Here is a 24,235-nt window from a genome sequence, read left to right as displayed (position 1 = left end):
CTCGGCGTGGGCGCCGTGGCGGCCGCAGGGCTCGACGCGGGCCTCGCGCGCCTGGCCCGTGAGCGGACGGTCGACGCCTCCACCGGCGACGGCCTGCAGACCGCGCTGGTGCGCGCGCTCGCCGACGTCGGCGTCACGTCGTTCGACGGCTGGCTCGTGTGGACGGCGCTCGGCGGCGCCGTGCTCGCCGTGCTCGGCGTGGTCGTCGCCCTCGTCGGGCGACGCACCGCCTGACCCCCGTCGCGAGATTCCCAGGTCGACCTGGGAATCTCCACCGAGCGTGGGAATCTCACGCAGGCCCGGAATGCTTTCCGGGTATCGCTGGGATTCCCGTGCTCCGCGACCGGTTCCGGCCCCCGGGTGAGGGGGCCAGCGGGTCAGCGCCGGGGAGCGGCGTGCTGGCCCTTCAGGGCGCTGGGGATCTTCTTGGCCGTGTCGATGGTCTTCTGCGGCGCACGGATCTTCTTGATGAGCCGCACGCCGACGAGCACGAGCACGACGGCCAGCAGGACGTAGACGCCGGCGACGATGAGGAAGCACCATGCGGGGTGCAGGCCGGTCATGCTGAGGAAGAACGCGAACGCGATCGAGACGAAGATCAGGACGAGCAGGCCGAGGAAGCCGGCCACGGCGAACAGGGCCGCGCCCACGCCGCCGGCCTTCGCGCTCACCACGAGCTCGCTCTTGGCGAGGGCGACCTCGGCCTGGACGAGGGCGGAGATGTCGCGGCTGGCGTCGGCGACCAGCCGGCCGACGGTCGGCTCGTCCTGCTCGGGCAGCATCGGTCGCACGGGCTCGCGGTTCGCTCGCTGACGGTCGCTCATGGAGCCGAGCCTACAAGCGGGAGCCGGTGGTGCGCGCGGCCACCGGGGCCGGCGACGCCGTGGGCGGTCAGGCGCCGAGCAGACGCAGGAGCACGCCGGCCACGGAGGCGCCGGCGATGACGGAGGCGGAGAACACGAGGTCGAGGCGGGTGGTGGTGTCCATGGCTCCAGCGTGTCCGGGCCGGGTGAGAGGACGCTGAACGGAACCTGGCCGTCACCTGTCGGTCCGAGGACACCTGGAGGACGCCCGCGCACGCACGACGCCCCGCGACCCGGGGGTCGCGGGGCGTCGGGAGGCGTGCCTCAGTCGTCGTCGGCCTTCGCGCCGCTCATGCCGGCCGTGATGAGGTCCATGACGGAGGAGTCGGCCAGCGTCGTCGCGTCGCCGACCTCGCGGTTCTCGGCGACGTCGCGCAGCAGGCGGCGCATGATCTTGCCCGAGCGGGTCTTGGGCAGCTCCGGCACGACCATGACCTGCCGCGGCTTGGCGATCGGGCCGATCTCCTTGCCGACGTGGTTGCGCAGCTCGGCCACCACGTCCTCACCCCCGTCGCCCGCGGACTCGCGCAGGATGACGAACGCGCACACGGCCTGACCGGTCGTCTCGTCGGCCGCGCCCACGACGGCCGCCTCGGCCACCTTCGGGTGCGAGACGAGCGCCGACTCGATCTCGGTCGTCGACAGCCGGTGGCCCGAGACGTTCATGACGTCGTCGACGCGTCCGAGCAGCCAGATGGCGCCGTCGTCGTCCTTCTTCGCGCCGTCGCCGGCGAAGTAGTAGCCCTGGGCCTTGAACCGCGACCAGTACGTGTCGACGTAGCGGTCGTCGTCGCCCCAGATGGTGCGCAGCATCGATGGCCACGGCTCGGTGATCACGAGGTAGCCGCCCTCGCCGTTGCCGACGGGCTCGCCGGCGTCGTCGACGACCTCGGCGCTGACGCCCGGGAAGGCGGTCATGGCGGAGCCGGGCTTGGCGGCGGTGACGCCGGGCAGTGGCGTGATCATGTGGGCGCCGGTCTCGGTCTGCCACCAGGTGTCGACGATCGGGGCGCTGCCGCCGCCGATGTTCTCGCGGTACCAGACGTAGGCCTCGGGGTTGATCGACTCACCCACGGTGCCGAGCACGCGCAGGCTCGAGAGGTCGTGCTCGGCGGGGATCTGCTCGCCCCACTTCATGCACGTGCGGATGGCGGTGGGCGCCGTGTAGAACAGCGAGACCTTCTTGTCGGCGATGATCTCCCACCAGCGACCCTTGTGCGGGGTGTCGGGCGTGCCCTCGTAGAGCACCTGCGTGGCGCCGTTGGCCGTCGGGCCGTAGGTGATGTAGGAGTGGCCGGTGATCCAGCCGACGTCGGCGGTGCACCAGTAGACGTCGTCGTCCTTGTGGTCGAAGGTCGCCCAGAACGTGTAGGCCGCCTGGGTCAGGTAGCCGGCCGACGTGTGCAGGATGCCCTTGGGCTTGCCGGTGGTGCCGGAGGTGTACATGACGAACAGCGGGTGCTCGCTGTCGAACTCGGTGTACGCGTGCTCGGTCGAGGCGGCGTCGACGACGTCGTGCCACCACACGTCGCGGCCCTCGGTGACGTCGACCTCGTCCCCCTCCTCGGACCGCCCGGTGCGTCGCACCACGAGCACGTGCTCGACGGGCGAGGCGTCGCCGAGCTTCGCCAGGGCCTCGTCGACGGCCGGCTTGAGCGACGACGGCTTCCCGCGTCGGTAGCCGCCGTCGGCGGTGATGACGAGCTTGGCCTCGCAGTCCTCGACGCGGCTGGCGAGCGCGTCGGAGGAGAACCCGCCGAAGACCACGGTGTGCACGGCGCCCACCCGGGCCGACGCGAGCATGGCGATCACGGCCTCGGGGATCATCGGCATGTAGATGGCGATGCGGTCGCCGGCCTGCACGCCGAGCTCGGTGATCGCGTTGGCGGCCTTGGACACCTCGTCCTTGAGCTCGGCGTAGGTGAGGTCGCGGGTGTCGCCGGGCTCGCCGACGAAGTGGATCGCGACCTTGTCGCCGCGGCCGGCCTCGACGTGGCGGTCGACGCAGTTGTAGGCGACGTTCAGCCGGCCGCCGACGAACCACCGCGCGAACGGCGGGTTGGTCCAGTCGAGCACCTCCTCGAAGTCGGTGCCCCAGGTCAGGCGGTGCGCGGCGTCGGCCCAGAAGCCGAGCCGGTCCTGCGCGGCACGGTCGTAGACGTCGGCGGTGACGTTGGCCTGCGCGGCCAGCTCGGCCGGCGGCTCGAAGACGCGGTCCTCGCGGGACAGGTTGCTGATGCCGTGCTCGCTCACTACTTCTCCTCGGGTGGGGGATACCTCTGCATCGTTGCGCACGTCACAGGGTCGTTCAACTGGGGTTGCGGCGAGGTTGGTCCCGCCGCGCGCCGGACGCTCGGCGTCGGCCCGCGCCTCAGGGTCGGCGGCTCACTTCTCGGCGCCCGCGCCGGTCAGCGAGCGCACCTGCAGCTCCGCGAAGCGTGCCTCGCTCTCGGTCTCCTTCGACGTCACGGTGCCCAGCCAGCCCATGAGGAAGCCGAAGGGGATCGACACGATGCCCGGGTTCTGCAGCGGGAACCACGCGAAGTCGACGTCCGTCAGCAGGGCGGTCTCCGAGCCCGACACGACCGGGCTGAAGATCACCAGGCCGACCGCCGACACGAGGCCGCCGTAGATGCTCCACGTGGCGCCGCGCGTGTTGAAGCGCTTCCAGAACAGGTTGTAGAGCAGGGCCGGCAGGTTCGCCGACGCCGCCACCGCGAACGCGAGCGCCACGAGGAACGCGACGTTCAGGCTCTGTCCCGGGATGGCCAGGGCGATCGCGACGCCGCCGATGACGAACGCCGCGATGCGGGCCACCTTGACCTCCTGCTCGCCCGTGACGTCGCCCTTCTTGATGACGCTGGCGTAGAGGTCGTGCGCTACCGAGGAGGCGGACGTCAGCGTGAGCCCGGCAACCACGGCGAGGATCGTCGCGAACGCCACGGCCGAGATCAGCGCGAGCAGGATCGCACCCCCGGTCGTGCCGGACCCGCCGCCCACGGCCTCGGCCAGCAGCGGCGAGGCCAGGTTGCCGCCCGACTCGACGACACGCTCCTTCGCGTCGCCCGTGACGAGCGCCGCGGCGCCGAAGCCGAGGATGAGCGTCAGCAGGTAGAACGTGCCGATGATGCCGATGGCCCACAGCACCGAGACGCGGGCCTGTTTGGCGGTGGGGACGGTGTAGAACCGCACGAGGATGTGCGGCAGGCCCGCGGTGCCGAGCACGAGGGCGATGCCGAGCGAGACGAAGTCGATCTTGCTCGTGAGGCTCACGCCGTACTTGAGGCCGGGCTCGAGGAAGGCGCTGCCCTGCCCGCTGTTCTCCGCAGCGGTCCCGAGCAGGTCGGAGAGGTTGAAGTCGAACTTCGCCAGCACGAGTGCCGAGATGAGGATCGTGCCGAACATCAGCAGCACGGCCTTGGCGATCTGCACCCACGTGGTGCCCTTCATGCCGCCGAAGACGACGTACACGATCATCAGCACGCCGACGCCGGCGATCGTCAGGTTCTTCGCCGCGGCGGAGTCGACGCCGAGCAGCAGCGCCACGAGGGCGCCCGCGCCGACCATCTGCGCGAGCAGGTAGAAGATCGAGACCACGATGGTCGACGTCGCGGCGGCGGTGCGCACGGGCGTCTGGCGCATGCGGTAGGCGAGCTGGTCGGCCATCGTGAAGCGGCCGGAGTTGCGCAGCAGCTCGGCGATGAGCAGCAGGGCCACCAGCCAGGCCACGAGGAAGCCGATCGAGTACAGGAAGCCGTCGTAGCCGGACAGCGCGATCGCGCCGGAGATGCCGAGGAACGACGCCGCCGACATGTAGTCGCCGCCGATGGCGAAGCCGTTCTGGAAGCCGCTGAACGACCGGCCGCCCGCGTAGTAGTCGGCGGCGGTCTTGGTGTTGCGGCTCGCCCAGAAGGTGATGCCGACGGTCAGGAGCACCACGAGGACGAACAGCGTGGCGGTGAGCGCCTGGTGGTTGCCGGAGGCGGACGCCGCGAGGAGCGCGTCGGTTCGGTTCACCGTCCGACCTCCCGCTCGAAGTCGTCGAGGAGGCCGGCGGCGATCGGGTCCATCGCCCGCGCGGAGTAGCGCGCGTAGACCCAGGCGATGCCGAAGGTCGTGACGAACTGCAGCAGCCCGAACAGCAGCGCCACGTTGATCGTCCCGAACACCTGGGTGCCCATCAGGCCGGGCGCCCAGTTCGAGCACACGACGTACAGGAGGTACCAGAGCATGAAGCCGACCGTCATCGGGACGACGAACCTCAGGTAGTTGCTGCGGAGCTGCGTGAACTCCTCGGAGTCGTGGATGCGCTCGTAGGCCGCATGGACCTCGGGCGTGAGCTTCTCGGCCACGGGGGACACCTCGCTTCTCGGGACCGGCGCGCACCGGGTGTGACGCGCGTCCCACCGCAGGACGCTAGAAGCGCCACGCACTGTGCGCCAGGTCACAGCGCCGGCGGTGCGCCCGAGGCGCCGCTGGCTGCGCCGTGCGGCGGGCCGCCCTCGACGAGCGGTCGGTGCGGCGCGACGAGCGGCGCTGCGGTTTACCACGGTCCCGTGGTAGAGGTCGTCCTCCCCAGGGAAGTTTGCCGAGGGAGGACGATGTTCACCACGGGACCGTGGTAAACCGTCAGCGGCGGACGTCGACGCGCTCGGGGGTGTGGAGGCGCACCATCGTGCGCGCCACCGTGGTCGGGACGCGCGAGCGGGTCAGCAGGGAGACGCCGACCATGAGGCCGAAGCCGAGGGGCACGCTCCACAGCGCCGGCTGGCCGACGAGGGTGCCGACCCAGCCGGTGGGGCGGTCGGAGATGGCGACGACCGTGGCGAGCAGCGCCGCGAGCCCGCCCCCGGCCATGCCGGCGAGTGCGCCCGGCGCGGTGAGGCCGCGCCACCAGATGCCCAGCACCAGCAGCGGGCAGAACGTCGACGCGGCGAGCGCGAACGCGAAGGTCACCGAGCTGGCCACGGGGATCGGCTCGGCGGCGAGCGCCAGGCCCAGCGGGACGAGGACGCAGCCGGCGGCCGCGAGCCGCAGCGAGGAGATGGGTGACAGGCGCCCCGCGAGTGGGCCGGCCGAGAGGCTCTGCCCGACGACGCCAGCGATTGCCATGGTGAGCCCGGACGACGTCGACAGGAAGGCCGCGAACGCGCCGGCGGTGACGAAGGCCGAGAGCACGTCGCCGAGCCCGCCGCCGAGGACCCGGGCCGGCAGCTCGAGCACGACCGTGTCGGCCCGGCCGGCCGCGACGAGGTCGGAGGCGTACACCCGACCGAGCACTCCGTAGACCGTCGGCAGGAGGTAGAACCCGCCGATGAGGGCCAGCACGATGAGGGTCGTGCGGCGGGCGGCGTGGCCGTCGGGGTTGGTGTAGAACCGCACCACGACGTGCGGGAGTCCCATGGTGCCGAGGAAGGTGGCCACGAGCACGGAGTAGGTCGTGTAGAGGCCCTGTGCGTCGGTCGTGCTCCACGGCGCGAACCACGCGTCGGGCGCCACCGGCGAGGGTGTGCCGTCGAGCGCCCACGCCCGCAGCAGGAAGACGGCCGGCACGAGCAGCGCGGTCAGCTTCAGCCAGTACTGGAACGCCTGCACGAAGGTGATGCTGCGCATGCCGCCGGCCACGACGTTCACGACGACGATGCCGGCCACGAGCACCATGCCGACCCAGCCGGGGCTGCCCGAGACCGTCCGCAGCGTCAGGCCGGCGCCCTGGAACTGCGGCATGAGGTAGAGCCAGCCGACGCCGACGACGAGCAGCGTGGCCGCCCGGCGCACCGCGACCGACTGCAGCCGCACCTGGGCGAAGTCGGGGATCGTGTAGGCGCCCGAGCGGCGCAGGGGTGCCGCCACGAGCACGAGCAGCAGCAGGTAGCCGGCGGTCCACCCGATCGGGTACCAGAGCACGTCGGGCCCGGAGGTGAGGACGAGCCCCGCCACCCCGAGGAACGAGGCCGCCGACAGGTACTCGCCGCCGATGGCCGAGCTGTTGAGCGACGGCGACACCGACCGCGAGGCCACGTAGAAGTCGCTGGTCGTGCGGCTCACCCGCAGCCCGAAGGCGCCGATGCCGAGCGTGGCGAGCGAGACCAGCGCGACGGCCACGGCGGCGTGCGTCGTGCTCACCGGGGCACGTCCTCGACCGACCGCGGGTCGACCAGGTCCGTGAAGTCGGCCTCCGCGCGCTCGGAGCGTCGGACGTACACCCAGCCGAGCGCGAGGAGCGCCGGGTACACGACGACGCCGAGCAGCAGCCACGGCAGCGGGACCGGTCCGAGGCGGGCGTCGGCGACGTCGGGCACGAGGGCGAAGACGAGCGGCAGGCTCCCGAGGCCGAGCGCGAGGGCGGCGACGACCGCCAGGGCCGACCGCAGCTGGGTCGACACGAGCGAGCGCACGTAGACGTCGCCGACGCCGGTCTCCTCGTCGATCTCCTGCCGGGCGCTGCGTCGTCCGTGCGGCGCGGCGGCCGACGTCAGCGGGCTCGTGACGCGGACGCGGCCACCGGGCCCGTCGCCTCGCTCGGGCACCTCACCGGCTCCGCTCGTGGATCAGGTCGCGCAGGGTGGGCGTGTGGCGCCGCGAGACCTGCAGCTCGACGACGCCGTCGCCGTGCGGCACCACCACGCTGCAGCGGCCCGCCTGCATGCGCACCTCGCGCACGTGCGCCAGGTTCACGGCGCTGCTGCGGTGGATCCGCACGAAGCCGACGTCCTCCCAGTCGGAGACGAGGCCGGTGAGCGGCGTGCGGACCAGGTGCCCGGCGCCGTCCGCGGTGTGCAGCCGGACGTAGTCGCCCTGGGCCTCCACGTGGGTCACCGTGGACCGCCGGACGAACCGGGTGACGCCGCCGAGCTCGACGGCGATCGTCTCGTCGGCCTCCGGGGCGGGGTCGCCCTGGTCGACCGCGCGCCGGATGCTCTCGCGCAGCCGCTCCTCCCGGATGGGCTTGAGGAGGTAGTCGAGGGCGCCCAGCTCGAACGCCTCGAGCGCGTGACCCTCGTGCGCGGTGACGAAGACGACGCGCGGCGGGGTGCGGAACTGCCCGACGACGCGGGCGATGTCGATGCCCGTGAGCCCGGGCATGGCGATGTCGAGGAAGAGGAGGTCGACGGCGCCGCCCTCCAACCGGCGCAGCGCCTCGGCGCCGGAGCGGGCGGTGTGCACCGTGCCGACCCGCGGGTCGCGCTCGAGGAGGTAGACGAGCTCGTCGAGCACCGGCTGCTCGTCGTCGACGACGAGGGTCCGCAGCGCGGCAGCGGGCTCGGGCGCGACGTCGTCCATGCGGGGGAGTGTAGGCCCCGCCCCACCCCGCGTTCTGTGGACCTGACGACGGTCTCCTCGCCGGATTCCGTCACCAGGTCCACAAAACGCGGGGACGGGTGGAGGGTCAGTCGGGGTCGCCGAGGCCGCGGGCGGCGAGGGCGTCGCCGACGGCGTGCGCGTGGGCGACCGTGCGCACGGCGAAGGGGGTCAGGGTCGCGCGCGGGCTGCGCTCGAGGCCGCGGGCCTTGGCCGCCTCGCGCGTCTGGGTGAACAACGTCGTCACGACGGGGATCGAGGAGATGGCGAGGGAGAAGGTCAGCGCGACGCGCTCGGGATCGACCCCGAGGGGACGCAGCACGCGCGCCACCCTGACGACGGCGTCGAGCAGGTCGTCGGTCGGGGTCGTCGCGGTGAACGTCGTGGCGAGCACGACGAGCGTGAGGGTGGTGGCCACGACCTCCACGGCAACCGGCCAGCCCCGCTGCCACGTCTGCAGCGCCGCCACGACCACCAGCAGCACGAGCAGGGGTCGGACGCCGAGCGCCAGGCTGCGCGCGGGCACCCCGGCGTGCAGGGCGACGGCGAGGGCGGCCGCCAGGGCGAGCAGCGGGAGCCACGGACCCTGCAGGGCGACGACCCCGACGCCGAGCAGTACCAGGCCCAGCAGCTTGCGACCCGTGGGCAGGCGGTGCCAGACGGTGTCGCCAGGGACCTGCAGGCCGAGCGGGAGCGACCTCATGCCGTGCTCCTCACGACCCGCTCCTCACGACCCGCTCCTCACGACAGCGCGCTCTCGACGTAGTGCGCGACGGCGCGCTCGGGGTCGTCGTCGCACGTCACGCGACCGTCCTCGACGACCAGCGCCCGGTCGCAGCGCCGCGCCAGGTCGAGGTCGTGCGTGACGAGCAGCAGCTGCTGCTCCATCGACAGCAGGCGCTCCTGCACCGCGCGGGCGTTGCGCAGGTCGAGCAGCGTCGTCGGCTCGTCGGCGACCACGACCGTGGGCTCGCAGGCGAGCACGCCCGCGATCGCCAGCAGCTGCTGCTGGCCGCCGGAGAGGGCGTGCACGGAGGTGTCGGCGCGGTCGGCGAGCCCGATCTCGGCCAGCACGGCCCGGGCGCGCGCCTCCCGCTCACGCTTGTCCTTCACGTGCCGACGCAGCGACAGGGCGACGTCCTCCAGCACGGTCGGCATGACGAGCTGGGCCGCCGGCTGGGTGAACACGAACCCGACCCGCCGGCGCACCGCGGGGCCGTCGGTCGCGACGTCCAGGCCGTCCACGCGGACCGTGCCGGACGCGGCTGCGACGAGCCCGTTGACGAGCCGGACGAGCGTCGACTTGCCCGAGCCGTTGGCGCCCACGACGACGACCCGACGCTCCGTCAGGCGCGCCGTGACGTCGCGCAGGAGCACCACCTCGCCGTCCGCCGTCGGGGCGGTGACGGTGACGTCGTCGAGCTCGATGGTCGCCATGGCGCCAGTCTCGCCCACCCTGGGGCGGGGCCGCTCAGCGACGGGCCAGCAGCTGCGGGAAGGCGCGGTGCACGGCAGCCGCGACGACGGCGGCGAGCACCAGCTTCACGAGGTCGGCCGGGACGTAGACGGCGGTGGCCTTGACGGTGGCCAGGTAGGGCGTGTCGCTGTAGAGCGCGATGCCGAGGGCGCCGACGAGCCAGCAGACGACCTCGCCCACGAGCCCGCCGACCAGCACGACCGCCGTCGTCACGGCGAGGCCTGCGGCGCGGGCGCGCTGCACCGCGAGCCCCACCACGAGGGCGACGAGGGGGAAGGAGACGAGGTAGCCGGCCGTCGGTCCGGCGAACGGCGCGAGGCCGCCGACCGGTCCGGCGAAGACCGGCACACCGACCGCCCCGACCGCGAGGTAGAGGGCGACGGCGAGGAAGCCGCGCACCGGTCCGAGGACGGCACCGGCGAGGAAGACGCCGAAGAGCTGCAGCGTGACGGGCACCCCGTTGACGCCGAACGGCAGCGCCGCGACGACGGAGCACACCGCGACGAGCGCGGCGAACACGGCGACGAGGGCGAGGTCGGTGGTGGTGAGGCCGCGGCGGGCGGTCGTGGTGCTGCTCATGGCGGGACGGTCCTTCGTTCCTGAACGACGTTCAGGTGAACGCCGTTCGGTAGTGTGGCACACCGGTCGACCGAGCGGGAGGGGCAACCACGTGGCGAACAGCCTGGACGACGTCGTGTCCGGCGCGCTGCGGGTGCTCGACGCCTACGGCCTGGAGTACTGCACGATGCGCCGGGTGGCCGGCGAGCTCGGCGTGCAGCCCAGCGCGCTGTACCACCACGTCGCCGACAAGCAGACCCTGCTCGGCCTCATGGCCGACCGGGTCGTGGCGCCGGTCGAGGTCGACGCCGACCTCGCGGCGACGTCGCAGCGGCTGCGCACGGCCATGCTCGCGGTGCGCGACGGCGCCGAGGTCGTGGCCACGACGGCCGCGTTCCGGCTCGGGCAGTTCGCGCTCGAGACCGCGCTGGCCGACCACAGCGACCGCGACGTGGCCCGCACGCTGCTGCTCTACGTCGTCGGGCACACGCAGGCCACGCAGCTGCACCGCCAGGCCGCCGCCGTCGGGATCGTCGAGGCCGACCCCGACCTCGACGCCTCGTTCGAGCGCGGCCTCGCGATCATCCTGCGCTGAGCGGCCAGCACCTCCGGGGGAGGAGCGACGTCACCACGACCGGTGCAGCGGGCGTCCCTCGTCGTACCCGGCGGTGCTCTGCAGGCCGACGACGGCCCGCTCGGCGAACTCGGCCAGGCTGCGGGCGCCGGCGTAGGTGAAGCTCGAGCGCACCCCGGCCGTGATGCCGTCGACGAGGTCCTCCACGCCGGGACGCTCCGGGTCGAGGTACATGCGCGACGTCGAGATGCCCTCCTCGAACAGCGCCATGCGCGCCTTCTCGAAGCCGGCGGCGTCGCGGGTGCGGTTCGCGACGGCGCGCGAGCTGGCCATGCCGAAGGACTCCTTGTAGGCGCGTCCGTCGGCGTCGTGGCGCAGGTCGCCCGGGCTCTCGTGCGTGCCCGCGAACCAGGAGCCGATCATGACGCTGGCGGCGCCGGCCGCCAGGGCGAGCGCGACGTCGCGCGGGTAGCGCACGCCGCCGTCGGCCCACACGTGCGCGCCGACCTCGGTCGCGGCAGCCGCGCACTCGAGCACGGCCGAGAGCTGCGGGCGTCCGACGCCGGTCATCATCCGGGTGGTGCACATGGCGCCCGGGCCGACGCCGACCTTGAGGATGTCGGCACCCGCCGCGGCGAGGTCGCGCACGCCGTCGGCCGAGACGACGTTGCCGGCCGCGATCGGGACACGTCGGCCGGTCGCAGCCTCGTGGGCGTCGCGGGCGGCCCGGACGAGGGGCAGGGCGTCGAGCATCTTCTGCTGGTGGCCGTGCGCGGTGTCGACGACGAGCACGTCGACGCCCGTCGCGAGCAGCGCCTCGGTCTTGGCGCGCACGTCGCCGTTGATGCCGACGGCCGCGCCGACGACCAGACGTCCGTCCGGGTCGACGGCCGGCGTGTAGATGGTGGAGCGCAGCGCGCCCTTGCGCGTGACGACGCCGACGAGCTCGCCACCGTCCAGCACGGGGGCCAGCGAGAGGTGGTTGCCGGCGAGGACGTCGAAGTACTCGCGCGCCTCGAGCCCGGCCTCGACCGTGCGGACGTCGGTCGACATGATCTCGTGCACCTGCGCGAACCGGTCGACCTCGGCGCCGTCGCGCTCCGTGACCACGCCGAGCGGCTTGCCGTCCTCGACCACGACCACCGCGCCGTGCGAGCGCTTCGGCAGCAGGCTCAGCGCCTCGCCGACGGTGGTGCTCGGCGGGACCGTGACGGGGGTGTCGTACAGGGTGTGGGCGGCCTTGACCCGCGCGACCGTCGAGGCGACGACGTCGGCGGGGATGTCCTGCGGGATGATCGCGATGCCGCCGCGGCGCGCGATCGTCTCGGCCATGCGCCGGCCGGACACGGCGGTCATGTTCGCCACGACGAGCGGGACGGTCGTGCCCGTGCCGTCGCTCGTCGAGAGGTCGACGTCGAAGCGCGAGGTGACCGCCGAGTGCCGCGGCACCATGAACACGTCGTTGTACGTCAGGTCGTGCGTCGGCTGCAGGCCGTTCAGGAACTCCACTCCCCGAAGTGTACGGGCGGGCTCGCGGGCGGTTCGCCGCTCAGGTCCAGTCGACGTCCGTCCGCACCACCCGCGCAGGGGAGCCGGCGACCATCGACCGCGGCTCCTCGACCGAACGGGTGACGACGGCACCGCCCGCGACGATGCAGCCGTCGGCGATGGTCACGCCCTTGAAGATCATCGCGCGGCTGCCGACCCACACGTGGTCGCCGATCGTGATCGGGGCGGAGGAGGGGCCGTCGGGCACGTGGCCGCCGCTGCCGTGGCGGTGGAAGTCGTCGTCGACGATCTGCACGCCCCAGCCGATCGCGCAGTCCGCCCCGATGCTCACGCCCTGGGTGCAGACGACCGTGCAGTCGGGGGAGACGTAGGTGCGCGGCCCGACCGTGACGACTGCGTCGGGTCCGACGTCCCAGCGGTTGCCCGCGGCGATCGCGGCGTTGCCCTCGAACGTCAGGCGGCCGCGCAGCCGCAGGACCGACCTCTCCCGGCCGTGCAGGAAGCCGTAGAAGCCGGCGCCGAGGAACACGCGGGAGCCGCGCCGGACGGTGAGCCGCGAGGCGCCGACGATGCGGAAGCGACCGCCGACGACGACGGGGGTGCGGTGACGCAGCGTCGCGCGCAGCGTGCGGACCAGGGACGCGCGGAAGGGGCCGACGAGCAGGCCGAGGACGGTGGAGCGGATGGCGGACGTCCTTCCGGTGGCCCGGGCGGGCGGGGGTCTGGCCCGCCCACCCTAGGACATCGGTGAGGTGGCCGGAGGCGGATCCGTCGAGCAGCGCCGGGCCGTCGTATCCTCGGGCCCGACCCCAGGATCGGAGCAGTGATGGCGAGCACGGCCCCCGTCCGCGTGCACGGCCCCCTGCCGCCGCCCGTGACCGGCGCGGCACGGGTGACGGACCTGATGGCCGCAGAGCTGCGCTCCCGCGGCGCTCGGCTGGAGCTGAACGACTCCAACGACGCGGTCGGCCCGCTGCGTCGCGTCGGTCGGCTGGTGCGGGGCCTGCTGCGCCTCTGCGTGGCACGGCGCGGGTCGGTCTACGTCGGCGGCGCGGGCGGGGAGCTGCTGCACTACCAGGCCCTGGTGGTGGGGTTGGCCCGTCGGCGCGGGTTGCGCGTCGTCTTCCACCACCACAACTCCAGCTACCTCGACCGACCGGTGCCGGCGATGCAGCGTCTGGTGCGCTGGGGTGGCTCGTCGGTGCGTCACGTCGTGCTCGGCGACGTCATGGCCGACCGGCTGCGCCGCACCTACCCGCTCGCGCAGGACGTCGTGGTCTGCTCCAACGCCGCGCTCCTCGCCCCGGTCGACCGGCCGCCCCACCCGCCGCACGGCAGGGTCGTGCTCGGCCACCTGAGCAACCTCACCCTCGAGAAGGGGCTGCAGGACGTCGTCGACGCGGCGGTCCGGGCGCGCGACGCAGGGCTCGACTGCACCCTCGTCCTCGCCGGTCCGTGCGCGGACGAGGCGGCCGCCGCAGTGGTCGCGTCCGCACGGGAGCGCCTCGGCGACGCCCTCGTGGTCACGGGCCCCCTCGACCAGGAGGGCGTCGAGCGCTTCTACGCCGACGTCGACCTGTTCGTGTTCCCGAGCCGGTACCGGAACGAGGCGGAGCCCCTGGTCGTGCTCGACGCGATGCGCCACGGCGTGCCGTCGGTGGCCGTCGACGTCGGCTGCCTCGCCGAGCTCGTCCCGGCCCCGCTCCTGGTCCCCCTCGACGGCGACGTCGCGGCCGTGGTGCTGGACGTGCTGCGGCAGGGGCTGCCCGGCGGTGCCGACGCCCAGCAGCGGTTCACGGCCAGGCGAGAGCGTGCTCTCGAGGCGCGCGCCGCCGTCGTGGAGCACCTGCTCGACGGTTCCTGAGGGTCCTGCGGGGCCCGCTCAGCGGGCGAGCGCGCGGTGGCGCCGCTGGAGCTCCTCGTGCAGGTTGACGGCCCAGCCCCGCGAGCTCGTGCGCATGCCGAGGCCGACGCTCACCGCCGACATCTGCTCGAGTCGCTCCGGGCCGAGCGAGGCCACCTGCAGCATCCGCTCCGCCAAGGCCTCCGCATCGCCCCCGGGCACGGTCCAGCCGTTCTGCCCGTCCTGCACGAACGGCGGCGCCGCCCCCACGAAGTAGGTGGTGATGATCGGGAGCCCGCTGAGCGCGCCCTCGTGCAGCGTGACACCGTACGGCTCCTCCCTCGAGGGCACGACCAGGCACGACGAGGCACGCATGCGCTCGGCCACCTCGGCGGGCTGCTGGAAGCCGAGCATGGTGACGCCCTCGAGACCGTCGAACGCGCCGGCGAGCGGTCCGATGCCGGCGACGTCGAGGTCCCACGGATCCGCCGATCGGCTGCGGTACAGGCGGTACGCCTCCGCGAGCACGTCGGCGCCCTTGTGGTGCACCAGGCGGAGCGCGGCGAGGAACCGTCGACGTCCGGCGACCTCCTCGCCCGAGCGGGCGGGCGAGCCGAACACGGTGGTGTCCGCGCTGAGCGACCCGCGGATCACGTCGCCCTCGCCGAAGCCGAGCCGGCGGGCGAAGAACTCGGTGCGGTCGCTGGGCACCATCACGCAGTCGAAGAGCGAGCGCACCCACCACGGCGCGACCGCACGGCCGAGCCACTGCTTGGGGATGTTGCGCCAGACGTTGTCCATCCAGAGCACCCGCAGCGTGCTGGGCGGCAGTGCCTTGACCGCCTCGCGGTAGGGGCCGTAGTGCCAGGAGTGCATGAGCACGGCGTCCGGGGCGAAGCCGCGCACCACGTCGCGCACCTCACCGTCGGCCGGGGCCTCGTGCCACAGGTGGACCTGGGCGTACTCGCGGAAGCGGTGCGACGTGTACGCGGTGTCGGACGTCTCGCTCTCGGTGACGACCAGCAGCTCGACCCCGCGCGCGGCGAGCTCGCGGCAGGCGGCGTCGTTGAAGCCGGCCCAGCCGGTGGCGAGGATGGCGACGCGCATCGACGTCAGCGCACGGCCTCGACGGCCATCTGCGCGCCACCCTCGGCGGCGCGCAGGTCGAGACCGGCGAGGTGCGGCACGGGACTCTCGTTCAGCTCGCGCCGGTGCACCTCGGTGAAGCCCGCGCGGCGCAGCTCCGCCTCGAGCGTCTCGAAGTCGTAGACGTATCCGAGGTGGTGCTCGAAGGAGGCGATCGGGATCTGCACCCAGTCGACCGGGTGCTCGACCACGAGGCCGCAGTCCTCGTAGACCTTCGCCTCGGGGTCGCCCTTCGGGGCGCTGCCTGCGAGGTAGCGCTCGACGTGCGCCCGAAGGTCGGGCGTGACGAAGCGGATCGCGCCGCCGGGCTGCAGGCACCGGTACGCCTCGGCGAAGAGGGTGCGGGCCGGGTGGAGCGGGATGTGCTCGATGACGTTGTCGGAGTAGATCGCCTCGACCTCGCCGTCGCCGAGCGGCCAGGTCTGCGTCGCGTCCATGTACAGGCGGGTGGTCGGGCCGACGTTGGTCACGACCCAGCCCGCGCGCGGTGCGTTGCCGCCCAGCTCGAGCCGCAGGGGCCGCGGTGCGGCTGCCAGCTCCTTCAGGGCGCGACGGCGTGCGACGGGGGTGTTGGCGGCGAGGACCGCGGGTCGGATCGCGGCCTTCAGACGACGGTTCACGTCACGCCTCTCGGGGCTAGGGCTCGGGGAGGAGGAGCGGGGAAGTGCTGGTCAGGTGCCACAACGACCGGACGGTGGTGCGGGTCACGGCCTGAGGAAGACTCCGTCGGCCTGCAGCACGGCGCCGCCCGGGTCGGTGAAGCCCTGGTCGAGCCCGACCAGCACGAAGCCGTGGTCGTAGGCCCACGAGATGGCCTCGTTCGCGAGCATCCCGCCCTCGTAGAGCGTGACGAACGAGAGCTCCAGCTGGAGGCCGACGAGGCGCGGCACGGTGGTCTCGGCACCCTCGAGGACGGCGCGCTCGAAGCCCTGCGTGTCGATCTTGAGGAACGGCGTGCGGGCCTCGCCCAGCACGTCTGCGGCGACGTCGTCGAGGCGGCTGACCTCGATCGTCTCGGTGCCGACCATCTGGATGTCCGGGCTCGAGGCGCGGTGCTGGTCGGCCATGGGCAGCAGCGAGCTGCTGTCGCTGTTGGAGGCGACGTGGATCTCCTGGCGGCCGGTGGTGTCGCCGAGCGCCGTGTGCCGGGTCTCCCACCGCGGGTCGGACGCGGCGGCGCGGACCAGGTCGGCGTGCGCGGCCGCGAGGGGCTCGAAGGACACGATGCGGCCGGTGTACCCGAACTCGCGCAGCTCGGTGGCGTAGCCGCCGCGTGCCGCTCCCACGTCGAGCACGAGGTCGACGCCGCGGTCGACGAGCAGACGCTGCCGCCGGGCCGCGGGGTGGCGGCGCACGACGAGTCCCCGGCGCGCCAGCTGGCGCATCACCACGTGGCTGATCCCTGACACGGGGGAACCGTACCGCGGTCGGGAACGGCTCGGGGACGGTTCCACGCGTGGCGCGTGACCTAGGCTGGCGCTCGTCGTTTCCCCGGTGGACGGACCGGTGGTCAGGCGGCGCGCGACGGGAGTGATGCACGGTGGGCGAGCGCTCCACGACGTTGCTGGTCGACCCGAGCAGCGATGGGCACCACCTGCAGTCGGTGTCGTGGCTGACCCGCCACCTGGAGCCTTCGGGACCGGTCGTCCTGCTGACCCGCCGCGGTGCGTCCGACGATCCCGCCTACGCCGAGTACCTGGGCGACGACCTCGCGGCCGGCCGTCTCGCCGTCGCGGAGGTCTTCGACGGCTCGAGCCCGAGCACGGCCGACCTCGTCCGCGAGGTCGAGGCGCGCTGCCGCGCCGAGCAGACGGTCCCGGTGCGCACCGTCGTGCACCTCGACGGCGACCAGGCGCTCAAGCGCTGGTGGTACGCCGCGCCACGGGCGCTGCGCCGTCTGCCCGTCCGTCCGCGCGTGGTGTTCATGCTGACGCGCTACCCGGCGCGCGTGCCGCTGCTGGACCGCACCGGCTGGCGGCTGCGCGTCTCCAAGGCGCTGCTCGTGGTGGCCGGCCGGATCACGGGCGCGCTGCAGCGCGTCGTCGGCTACAAGGGCCGCGGCGACACCCAGCGCGGCTGGGTCGTCACCCGGGTCAACGACCCGGAGTTCTGCACGGCGCACGCCCGCGACCGCGACCGCTGGCGCGAGCAGCACGACCTGCCCCGCGACGAGGCGCTCGTGGGGGTGTTCGGCCTCATCTCCGAGCGACGCAACGCCCCGATGGTGCTGGAGGCGCTCGAGACGGGCGGGATCGACGCCCGGCTGGTGGTGGCCGGCGCGTTCTCGCCGGAGGTACGCGCCTGGGTCGACGGGCTGGAGCCCGAGCGCCGCGCGCGGGTGGTCGCGCGCGACACCTACCTCGACAACGACACGCTCGACCAGCTCGTCGCCGCCGTCGACGTCATCCCCGTGCCCCTGACCAACAACGGTCCCAGCGGCATCATGGGCAAGGCCGAGGCCGCCGGCGTCGCGGTCGTGACCGCCGGCTCGACCGTGCGGGCGCGCGAGGTGGAGGCGCTCGGCGGTGGCCTGGCGTGCGAGCTGACCGTGCCCGCGCTCGCCGAGGCGATGCGCGCGGTCCTCGCCGGCGAGGTCGAGCTGAGGACGGGCACGGCCGACCGCTGGGACGCCGTCGACCGGTACTGCCGCACGCTGCTCGGGGAGCATCCGTGACGCAGCGCATCGCGGCCCTCTTCGTCGTCGGCGGCGGGTTCGTCGTCCAGGGCCTGCTGACGATCACGGGGATCATCTCGGCACGGCTGCTCGGCGTCGAGGGGCGCGGCGAGCTGGCGCTCGTGGTGGCGCTGTCGGCGATGGCCGCGCAGCTCACGCTCGGCGGCAGCCTGCCGAACGCGCTCACGGCGCGGCTCGCGGCCCGCGGACTCACGACGCGCGGCGGTGTCGGGCACCTCGTCCGCCCCTGGACCGTGCTCGCAGTGGCGGTGGCGCTGCCGTTCGGGGTCCTCTTCGCGGTGCTGCACGGCGAGGTCGGCGATCCGGGCGTCTGGTGGCTCGGTGCCGCGGTCGTGGCCCTCGCCCTGCTCAACATGGGCTACCGCCTCGTCCTCGCTGGGCTGCTCGGCGAGGGCGCGCCCATGCCTCGCATCGCCCTCGCGACCCTGCTGCCCCAGACCCTCGTGACGCTCGTGATGGCGGGGATGTTCGTCGTCGTCGACCGCACCACGCCGCTCGTGCTGACCGGCGTGATGATCGGGGCGTTCAGCATCGGCATGGTCGTGTCGCTGGGGCTGCTGGCGGCACGCCCTGCCGACGCCGACGAGCGGCTCGACGGGCCGGACCTGTGGCGCCTGACGCGCGCCACCTACGTGGGCAGCATCGGACCGATCGACGGCCTGGCGCTCGACCGCACGCTCGTCGGCGCGATCATGGGCACGGTGGCCCTCGGGCTGTACTCGGCCGCCGCGGCACTCGCGTCGCTGCCCGGGATGATGGGCACCGGCATCGCCGCCGTGCTTCTGCCACGCATCGCCGCCGCCCAGGCCGACCCGGCTCAGGAGCGGGCGCTCGTCCGCCGGTGGGTCGCCGGCGCGACGGCCGTCCTCGGCGCCCTCACCGTCGTGCTCGTCCTCGGCGCCGACTGGATCATCGTCCTGGCGTTCGGGCGCGCGTTCGAGTCGGCGGTGCCGGTGGCGCACTGGCTCGTCGCCGCCAGCGGGCTGCTCGGCCTGCGCCGGGTGCTCGTGGCCGTGCTGCAGGGCCGCGACCGCGGAGCGGTGGCGTCGCGGATCGAGCTCGCCCTGACGCCCGTGCTGGTCGTCGCGATCGTGCTCGCCGCACGCGCCGACGCGGTCGAGGCGGTCGGCGTGGCCATGCTGGTGACGGCGATCGCGAGCGTCACGGCGCTCACGGTGGCGTTGCGCCTGACCTCGCCGACCCGGCGTCGCGACGTCAGCCGCGCAGGTGTGGCTGCGTAGCGGCCCATTCCTCGATCCGCGCGGCGAGCAGCTCGCCCACGCGTCGGTGGAAGGCCTCGGTGTAGTGCGCCCCGTCGGGGCGGGGATTCTCGCCGCGCGCGTCCCAGGCGGCTCCCTCGTCCCACAGGTCGAGGTACAGCAGCCGGGGTGAGTCGCGTCGGGCCACCATCGCGCGGAGGGCGCGGTCGATGACCTCGGTCCGGAGCACCGAGCCGGGGAACCAGTCGGCGTAGACGCGACCGCTGGGCAGCAGACCCATCACCACGACGAGGGGGCTCGACAGCCGGTCGATGCACGAGAGGTACTGCTCGAGGTGGGCGACGGTGCGTCGGGCGCGACGTCGGGCGAGGCCGCGGGCGAGCGGACCGGGCATGGCCCCGTCGACGCGCTGCTGCAGGACCGCAAGCCCCTTCCAGAGCGGGCGCACCAGGACCTTGCGGTAGCGCTGGCGCACCGGTCCGGGCCGCTCCCGGTTGGCCCGCGCGTGACGCTCGATGAAGCGAGGGATCACCGCGTGCACGGTCTCCATGTGGCCGTGGTGGAGCACGACGACGTCGGGGAACTCGCTGGTCGCCTGCCGCTCCCACCGGTCCATCAGGTCGTAGACGCGTTGCGCCGACATGGCGTCGACCCTGGTGTCGACGTCGTGCCCCCGCGCGCGCAGGTGCTGCTCCACCACACGGGGGTACGGCAGCAGCCCCGGAGCCCTGCGGTCGCCGTGCGACTGCCACATGACGGTCGAGGCGCCCTTGTAGAGGATGCGGACGGGGAGTCTCTCGGTGCTCACGGGAACCTCCTGCTCGGGACTACGATGCGGTGCGTGCCCTCCGACAGTCGCGCCACCTTCTCGACGCTCGTGTCCTCGGACCTCGCCCGGTACGTCGGGCGCGAGGCGCCCTGGTGGACGGCGCTGCCGCGAGGCCTCAGCCGTCCGGGTCTCTGGGCGACGCTGGTCGTGCGCGCCCAGCAGAGGCTGCACGCACGCGGGCACCGCCGGGCGGCTGCGCTGCTGCGCGGGGTCGGCGTCGTGACGGTCGGCATCGACGTCGACGCGGGTGCGCAGATCGGGCCCGGCGTCTGGTTCGAGCACCCGGTCGGCGTGGTCATCGGCAACGGCGTGGTGGTCGGCTCCGGCGCGACCCTGGCGCAGGGCGTGACCCTCGGCGTGCGCCAGTCGCTCGCGACGTCGGCGGCCGACTTCCCCGTCCTCGGCGACGACGTGTTCGTCGGCGCCAGGGCGTCGGTCCTGGGTGCCGTGACGGTCGGCGACGGCGCCGTGGTCGCGGCCCACTCGCTCGTGCTCGACGACGTGGCTCCCGGCGCCACCGTGGTGGGGGTGCCCGCACGTCCCGTCGGCTGACCCACGTCAGGCTCCCCGTCCGGGCAGCCCCGCGCCGCGGAGGGTGGCGGCGACCAGGTGGCGGGTCCCGGGCCAGAGCCCGTCGTCCGCGAGGTCCGCGAGGTCGTGCCCGAACCAGCGCAGCTCGGAGCCCTCGCCGCCCTGGCGTGCGGTGACGTCGGAGCCGAGCGGCAGCGCCCAGCACAGGCTGACGGCGTGCTTGCGCGGGTCGCGACCGTACGTGTCACCGGTGCGCACGTCCGGAGGGAACCACTGCACGACGTGGTGGGGCTGCGGGTCGGTGGACAGGTCCGGCTCAGCGCCCACGAGCGTGTCGTGCACGTGGCGGGCGACGGCCTCGTCGGTCGTCTCGCCGTGCCGGACGCGCCCGCCGAGGTGGCACCACACGGGGGCGCCGGTGTCCGCGAACCGTCGACGGATCAGCCCGACCTCGAAGCGGTCGCCGTCGCCCCGCACCGGGACGACGTCGACGCACAGCACCGGCACGGACGCCTGCACCGTGGCCCAGAGGTCGTCGGGCAAGGAGGTCATGAGCGGAGGTGGTCGGCGTTCTGGAGGTACCAGTCGTAGGTGGCGGCGAGGCCGTCGCGCAGGCTGGTGCGGGCGGTCCAGCCGGCGTGGGCGAGCTGGGTGACGTCGAGGAGCTTCTGGGGGGTGCCGTCGGGCTTGGTGGTGTCCCAGGTGGTGGTGCCGGTGTAGCCGGTGACCTCGGCGACGGTGGCGGCGATCTCGGCGATGGTGACGTCGGTGCCGGTGCCGACGTTGACCTGTTGGGGTCCGTCGTGGTGCTCCAAGAGGTGCAGGAGGGCGTCGGCGAGGTCGTCGACGTGCAGGAGCTCGCGGCGGGGGGTGCCGGTGCCCCAGTTGGTGACCTCGGTGGTGCCGTCGCGGGTGGCTTCGTGGTAGCGGCGGATGAGGGCGGGCAGGACGTGGGAGCCGGTGGGGGAGAAGTTGTCGTGGGGTCCGTAGAGGTTGGTGGGCATCGCGGAGATCCAGGGCAGGCCGTGCTGGCGGCGCACGGACTGCACGTGCAGGATGCCGGCGATCTTGGCGATGGCGTAGGCGTCGTTGGTGGGTTCGAGGTGGCCGGTGAGCAGGGCGTCCTCGGTGATGGGTTGGGGGGCGTGCTTGGGGTAGATGCAGGAGGAGCCGAGGAAGACCAGGCGCTGGACGCCGGTGGCGAGCGCGGCGTCCATGACGTTGACCTGGATCTGCAGGTTCACGCTGAGGAAGTCCACGGGGTAGGTGTCGTTGGCGAGGATGCCGCCGACCTTGGCTGCGGCGAGGGCGACGTAGGTGGGTCGGGTGGTCTCGAAGAAGGCGTGGACGGCGGCGCGGTCGGTGAGGTCGAGCTCGGCGGAGGTGCGTCCGACGACGTCGGTGAAGCCGGCGGCGTGGAGTCGTCGCACGAGCGCGGAGCCGACCATGCCGGCGTGCCCGGCGACGTAGAAGGTGGCGTCGCGGTCCAGGGGGCCGGGGGTGAAGTCGACGTCGTCGCTGGTGCGCAGGCTCATGCGGTGCCCCAGGAGGCGAGCCGGACCTCGTCGTGCCAGGGGGTGCCCTCGTGGGTGAGGGCCTCGACGTCGGCGTCGACCATGAGGCGGGCGAGCTCGCGGCCGTCGACGGTGGGGACCCAGTCGAGCTTCTTGGCGGCCTTGGCGGGGTCGCCGATGAGCGCGTCGACCTCGGTGGGCCGCAGGTAGCGCTCGTCGAAGCGGACGTGCTTCTCCCAGTCCAGGCCGGCGTGCTCGAAGGAGATCTGCAGGAAGTCGCGCACGGTGATCCCGACGCCGGTGGCCAGGACGAAGTCCTCGGGCTGGTCGGCCTGCAGCATGCGCCACATGCCCTCGACGTACTCCGCGGCGTAGCCCCAGTCGCGCACCGCGTCGAGGTTGCCCATGTAGAGCAGGTCCTGCTGGCCGGCCTTGATCGCGGCGACGGCGCGGGTGATCTTGCGGGTCACGAACGTCTCGCCGCGGCGGGGTGACTCGTGGTTGAACAGGATCCCGTTGACCGCGAACATGTCGTAGGCCTCGCGGTAGTTCTTGGTGATCCAGTACGAGTACAGCTTCGCCGCCGCGTACGGCGAGCGTGGGTAGAACGGCGTGTCCTCGTCCTGCGGCGGCGGGGTCGCGCCGTACAGCTCGCTGCTCGAGGCCTGGTAGAACCGCGGGCGGATCCCGGCCGCACGGACCGCCTCCAGCAGCCGCACCGTGCCCGTGCCGGTGGTGTCGGCGGTGTGCTCGGGCTCGTCGAAGGAGACCCGCACGTGCGACTGCGCCGCGAGGTTGTACACCTCATCAGGCGCGATCTCGTACATCAGCGACACCAGCCGGGCCCCGTCGGACTGGTCCCCGTAGTGCAGGAACAGCCTCGTGCCGTCCACGTGCGGGTCCTGGTACAGGTGGTCGATGCGCGACGTGTTGAACGTCGACGCCCGACGGATCAGGCCATGGACCTCATAGCCCTTGCCCAGCAGCAGCTCAGCCAGGTACGACCCGTCCTGACCGGTGATGCCGGTGATCAGCGCGCGCTTCGTCACGGGGTGCCTCTCTCCGGGGACCGAGGGTGCTCGGCCCCATCCTGCCCGGCGTCGGTGCGACCCGGGGCCTCCTGTCCGTCGTCGCCCTGCGCCAGCAGGTGCTCGAGCTCCTCCAGCACCACGGCGGGGGGAAGGTCGACGTCGTCCTGCACGCCCTGCATGGCGCGCTCGGACCGCAGCCGGTCGACCGGCGCCGCCACGACGTAGCGGTAGCGCGAGTCGGGGACGTTGTCGACGATCGCCCAGTAGCCGGGGTTCAGGTAGCGCGGCGCGAACAGCTCGAGCACGCGGACCCCGGGCGGGGCGAACGTCAGGTTCACGAGCCCGGCGCCGTGCGGGGCGACGACGACCTCCGCGGCCGCGAAGTGGTCGATCTGCTCCTGCACGGTCATCGTTCCGGGGTCGACCCGCACGAAGCCCTGGCGCTCGAGGTGCGGCAGCAGCGCGTCCTCCTGCACGTAGCGGCGGGTGTTCGGGCGGTCGCCGCGCGTGACGTACAGCCGACGCGGCTTGTCGCGGACGTCGCGGGCCGGCAGGTGCGCGCGCAGCCACGCGGTCACCCACGGGGGCGCGAGCGTCGTCTGGTTGTCGATCGCCGGCACGAGGAGCCGGTCGGCGCGCAGGTGCAGGGCGTGGGTCGGCTCCACGAGCGGCAGGGCGTCGAGCCCGACCATGGCGACGAGCTGACGGTCCCAGCGGGTGGTGTGCCCGACGACGACGCGGTCGGGGCGCTCGTCGGGGAACAGCTCCTGCAGGAGCCCCCATCGGGGCAGGGCGTCCATCAGCGAGTGGTAGTAGTTGCGCGCCGAGGCGTGCGACGCGAGCGAGACGACCGTGCCGGCCACGTGCTCCGGCTCGGGATAGCGCAGCCGCAGGTGCACCGGGTGCTCGGTGGGACGACGGATCCCGAAGTACGGGCTGGTCTCCCGGTCCAGCGTGCCCGCGGGCGTGACCGTCGCGGCGGCCTCGCCGACCAGACGTCCGTCCTCGACCTCGAGCACCGAGCGCGGGGGCCGGCGCAGGACGCGCACGTCGTCCCAGAAGCGCAGGCCGCCCGGTCGGCCGGCGGGGAGGGGGCGCAGCAGGTCCAGCGGGGGGCCGAGGGCGTGCAGGCGGACGCGGTCG

26 protein-coding genes are annotated in these 24,235 nt (G+C 73.3%); 6 read left to right on the top strand and 20 right to left on the bottom strand.

The genetic code is table 11. The annotated features are described in order from the left end of the window. A partial coding sequence (locus tag NH339_RS10380; RefSeq protein ID WP_253025045.1) for a hypothetical protein occupies positions 1 to 234 on the top strand: 234 nt, incomplete at its 5' end. A gap of 143 nt (positions 235 to 377) precedes the next feature. Here NH339_RS10380 and NH339_RS10375 read toward each other — a convergent pair. The 10 genes from NH339_RS10375 to NH339_RS10330 form a co-directional block, all read right to left on the bottom strand. Then, positions 378 to 824, bottom strand: coding sequence for a phage holin family protein (locus tag NH339_RS10375; RefSeq protein WP_253025044.1), 447 nt, complete (start codon positions 822 to 824; stop codon positions 378 to 380). 303 nt (positions 825 to 1,127) lie between these two features. Further along, the gene (acs, locus tag NH339_RS10370; protein ID WP_253025042.1) at positions 1,128 to 3,116 is read right to left on the bottom strand and encodes an acetate--CoA ligase; all 1,989 of its coding nucleotides are present in this window, start codon (positions 3,114 to 3,116) and stop codon (positions 1,128 to 1,130) included. Positions 3,117 to 3,248: 132 nt separating this feature from the next. Next, positions 3,249 to 4,880, bottom strand: coding sequence for a cation acetate symporter (locus tag NH339_RS10365; protein WP_253025040.1), 1,632 nt, complete (start codon positions 4,878 to 4,880; stop codon positions 3,249 to 3,251). Further along, positions 4,877 to 5,215, bottom strand: coding sequence for a DUF485 domain-containing protein (locus NH339_RS10360; RefSeq protein WP_253025037.1), 339 nt, complete (start codon positions 5,213 to 5,215; stop codon positions 4,877 to 4,879). Before NH339_RS10360 ends, NH339_RS10365 begins: the two co-directional genes overlap by 4 nt. 277 nt (positions 5,216 to 5,492) lie before the next feature. After that, on the bottom strand, positions 5,493 to 6,989 hold the full coding sequence (locus tag NH339_RS10355; RefSeq protein ID WP_253025035.1) for a cation acetate symporter: 1,497 nt from the start codon (positions 6,987 to 6,989) through the stop codon (positions 5,493 to 5,495). Next, on the bottom strand, positions 6,986 to 7,393 hold the full coding sequence (locus NH339_RS10350; RefSeq protein WP_253025033.1) for a hypothetical protein: 408 nt from the start codon (positions 7,391 to 7,393) through the stop codon (positions 6,986 to 6,988). Before NH339_RS10350 ends, NH339_RS10355 begins: the two co-directional genes overlap by 4 nt. Before the next feature lies 1 nt (position 7,394). Beyond that, entirely contained in the window at positions 7,395 to 8,147 is a 753-nt protein-coding gene (locus tag NH339_RS10345) for a LytTR family DNA-binding domain-containing protein (protein WP_253025031.1), read from the bottom strand. A gap of 106 nt (positions 8,148 to 8,253) precedes the next feature. Then, entirely contained in the window at positions 8,254 to 8,868 is a 615-nt protein-coding gene (locus NH339_RS10340) for a CbiQ family ECF transporter T component (RefSeq protein WP_253025029.1), read from the bottom strand. A 38-nt stretch (positions 8,869 to 8,906) separates the two neighbouring features. Continuing rightward, positions 8,907 to 9,602: an energy-coupling factor ABC transporter ATP-binding protein gene (locus NH339_RS10335; protein ID WP_253025027.1), complete on the bottom strand. Its 696-nt coding sequence runs from the start codon at positions 9,600 to 9,602 to the stop codon at positions 8,907 to 8,909. Positions 9,603 to 9,636: 34 nt separating this feature from the next. Next, a complete protein-coding gene (locus NH339_RS10330) occupies positions 9,637 to 10,221 on the bottom strand; it encodes a biotin transporter BioY (RefSeq protein WP_253025025.1) in 585 nt (194 codons plus the stop codon). Between the two features lie 91 nt (positions 10,222 to 10,312). Between NH339_RS10330 and NH339_RS10325 the strand changes: the two genes are divergently transcribed. After that, a complete protein-coding gene (locus NH339_RS10325) occupies positions 10,313 to 10,795 on the top strand; it encodes a TetR family transcriptional regulator (protein WP_067860036.1) in 483 nt (160 codons plus the stop codon). Positions 10,796 to 10,825: 30 nt separating this feature from the next. Here the strand turns inward: NH339_RS10325 and NH339_RS10320 are convergent, their stop codons facing one another. Together NH339_RS10320 and NH339_RS10315 are read right to left on the bottom strand one after the other, a co-directional pair. Further along, positions 10,826 to 12,283 carry a GuaB1 family IMP dehydrogenase-related protein gene (locus NH339_RS10320; RefSeq protein WP_253025023.1) on the bottom strand — a complete coding sequence of 486 codons (1,458 nt, stop codon included), beginning with the start codon at positions 12,281 to 12,283 and terminating at the stop codon, positions 10,826 to 10,828. Positions 12,284 to 12,323: 40 nt separating this feature from the next. Continuing rightward, on the bottom strand, positions 12,324 to 12,812 hold the full coding sequence (locus NH339_RS10315; protein WP_253025021.1) for an acyltransferase: 489 nt from the start codon (positions 12,810 to 12,812) through the stop codon (positions 12,324 to 12,326). A gap of 297 nt (positions 12,813 to 13,109) precedes the next feature. On the opposite strand from NH339_RS10315, the gene NH339_RS10310 reads away from it, so the two are divergent. Next, positions 13,110 to 14,147, top strand: a complete 1,038-nt coding sequence (locus NH339_RS10310; protein WP_253025019.1) for a glycosyltransferase family 4 protein — start codon at positions 13,110 to 13,112, stop codon at positions 14,145 to 14,147. Positions 14,148 to 14,165: 18 nt separating this feature from the next. On the opposite strand, the gene NH339_RS10305 is transcribed toward NH339_RS10310, so the two are convergent. The 3 genes from NH339_RS10305 to NH339_RS10295 form a co-directional block, all read right to left on the bottom strand. Continuing rightward, positions 14,166 to 15,233, bottom strand: a complete 1,068-nt coding sequence (locus tag NH339_RS10305) for a glycosyltransferase family 4 protein (RefSeq protein WP_253025017.1) — start codon at positions 15,231 to 15,233, stop codon at positions 14,166 to 14,168. A 5-nt stretch (positions 15,234 to 15,238) separates the two neighbouring features. Next, positions 15,239 to 15,892: a methyltransferase domain-containing protein gene (locus NH339_RS10300; RefSeq protein ID WP_253025015.1), complete on the bottom strand. Its 654-nt coding sequence runs from the start codon at positions 15,890 to 15,892 to the stop codon at positions 15,239 to 15,241. Positions 15,893 to 15,976: 84 nt separating this feature from the next. Next, the gene (locus NH339_RS10295; protein WP_253025013.1) at positions 15,977 to 16,681 is read right to left on the bottom strand and encodes an FkbM family methyltransferase; all 705 of its coding nucleotides are present in this window, start codon (positions 16,679 to 16,681) and stop codon (positions 15,977 to 15,979) included. A 131-nt stretch (positions 16,682 to 16,812) separates the two neighbouring features. On the opposite strand from NH339_RS10295, the gene NH339_RS10290 reads away from it, so the two are divergent. Continuing rightward, positions 16,813 to 17,946: a hypothetical protein gene (locus NH339_RS10290; RefSeq protein ID WP_253025011.1), complete on the top strand. Its 1,134-nt coding sequence runs from the start codon at positions 16,813 to 16,815 to the stop codon at positions 17,944 to 17,946. Then, a complete protein-coding gene (locus NH339_RS18865) occupies positions 17,943 to 19,208 on the top strand; it encodes a lipopolysaccharide biosynthesis protein (protein WP_253024999.1) in 1,266 nt (421 codons plus the stop codon). Before NH339_RS10290 ends, NH339_RS18865 begins: the two co-directional genes overlap by 4 nt. Here NH339_RS18865 and NH339_RS10280 read toward each other — a convergent pair. Next, a complete protein-coding gene (locus NH339_RS10280) occupies positions 19,183 to 19,995 on the bottom strand; it encodes a hypothetical protein (RefSeq protein WP_253024997.1) in 813 nt (270 codons plus the stop codon). The two genes, NH339_RS18865 and NH339_RS10280, sit on opposite strands and share 26 nt — an antisense overlap. Before the next feature lie 33 nt (positions 19,996 to 20,028). Between NH339_RS10280 and NH339_RS10275 the strand changes: the two genes are divergently transcribed. Continuing rightward, entirely contained in the window at positions 20,029 to 20,568 is a 540-nt protein-coding gene (locus tag NH339_RS10275) for a serine O-acetyltransferase (protein WP_253024995.1), read from the top strand. 6 nt (positions 20,569 to 20,574) lie between these two features. On the opposite strand, the gene NH339_RS10270 is transcribed toward NH339_RS10275, so the two are convergent. The 4 genes from NH339_RS10270 to NH339_RS10255 all read right to left on the bottom strand — a co-directional run. Continuing rightward, complete coding sequence (locus NH339_RS10270; RefSeq protein ID WP_253024993.1) at positions 20,575 to 21,099, bottom strand: DUF4916 domain-containing protein; 525 nt, start codon at positions 21,097 to 21,099, stop codon at positions 20,575 to 20,577. Beyond that, the gene (locus NH339_RS10265; protein ID WP_256475251.1) at positions 21,096 to 22,082 is read right to left on the bottom strand and encodes a GDP-L-fucose synthase; all 987 of its coding nucleotides are present in this window, start codon (positions 22,080 to 22,082) and stop codon (positions 21,096 to 21,098) included. The genes NH339_RS10270 and NH339_RS10265 overlap by 4 nt, the downstream gene beginning before the upstream one ends. Further along, entirely contained in the window at positions 22,079 to 23,110 is a 1,032-nt protein-coding gene (gene gmd, locus NH339_RS10260; RefSeq protein ID WP_253024991.1) for a GDP-mannose 4,6-dehydratase, read from the bottom strand. The genes NH339_RS10265 and gmd overlap by 4 nt, the downstream gene beginning before the upstream one ends. Then, positions 23,107 to 24,235: DUF563 domain-containing protein (locus tag NH339_RS10255; RefSeq protein WP_253024989.1), on the bottom strand; the 1,129-nt coding region annotated here is incomplete at its 5' end. The genes NH339_RS10255 and gmd, both read right to left, overlap by 4 nt.

The organism is Aeromicrobium sp. CnD17-E, assembly GCF_024124745.1.
Lineage (GTDB): Bacteria > Actinomycetota > Actinomycetes > Propionibacteriales > Nocardioidaceae > Aeromicrobium.
Note: the sequence above shows the minus strand (reverse complement) of the source record. Positions and strands in the feature narration are given on the sequence as shown.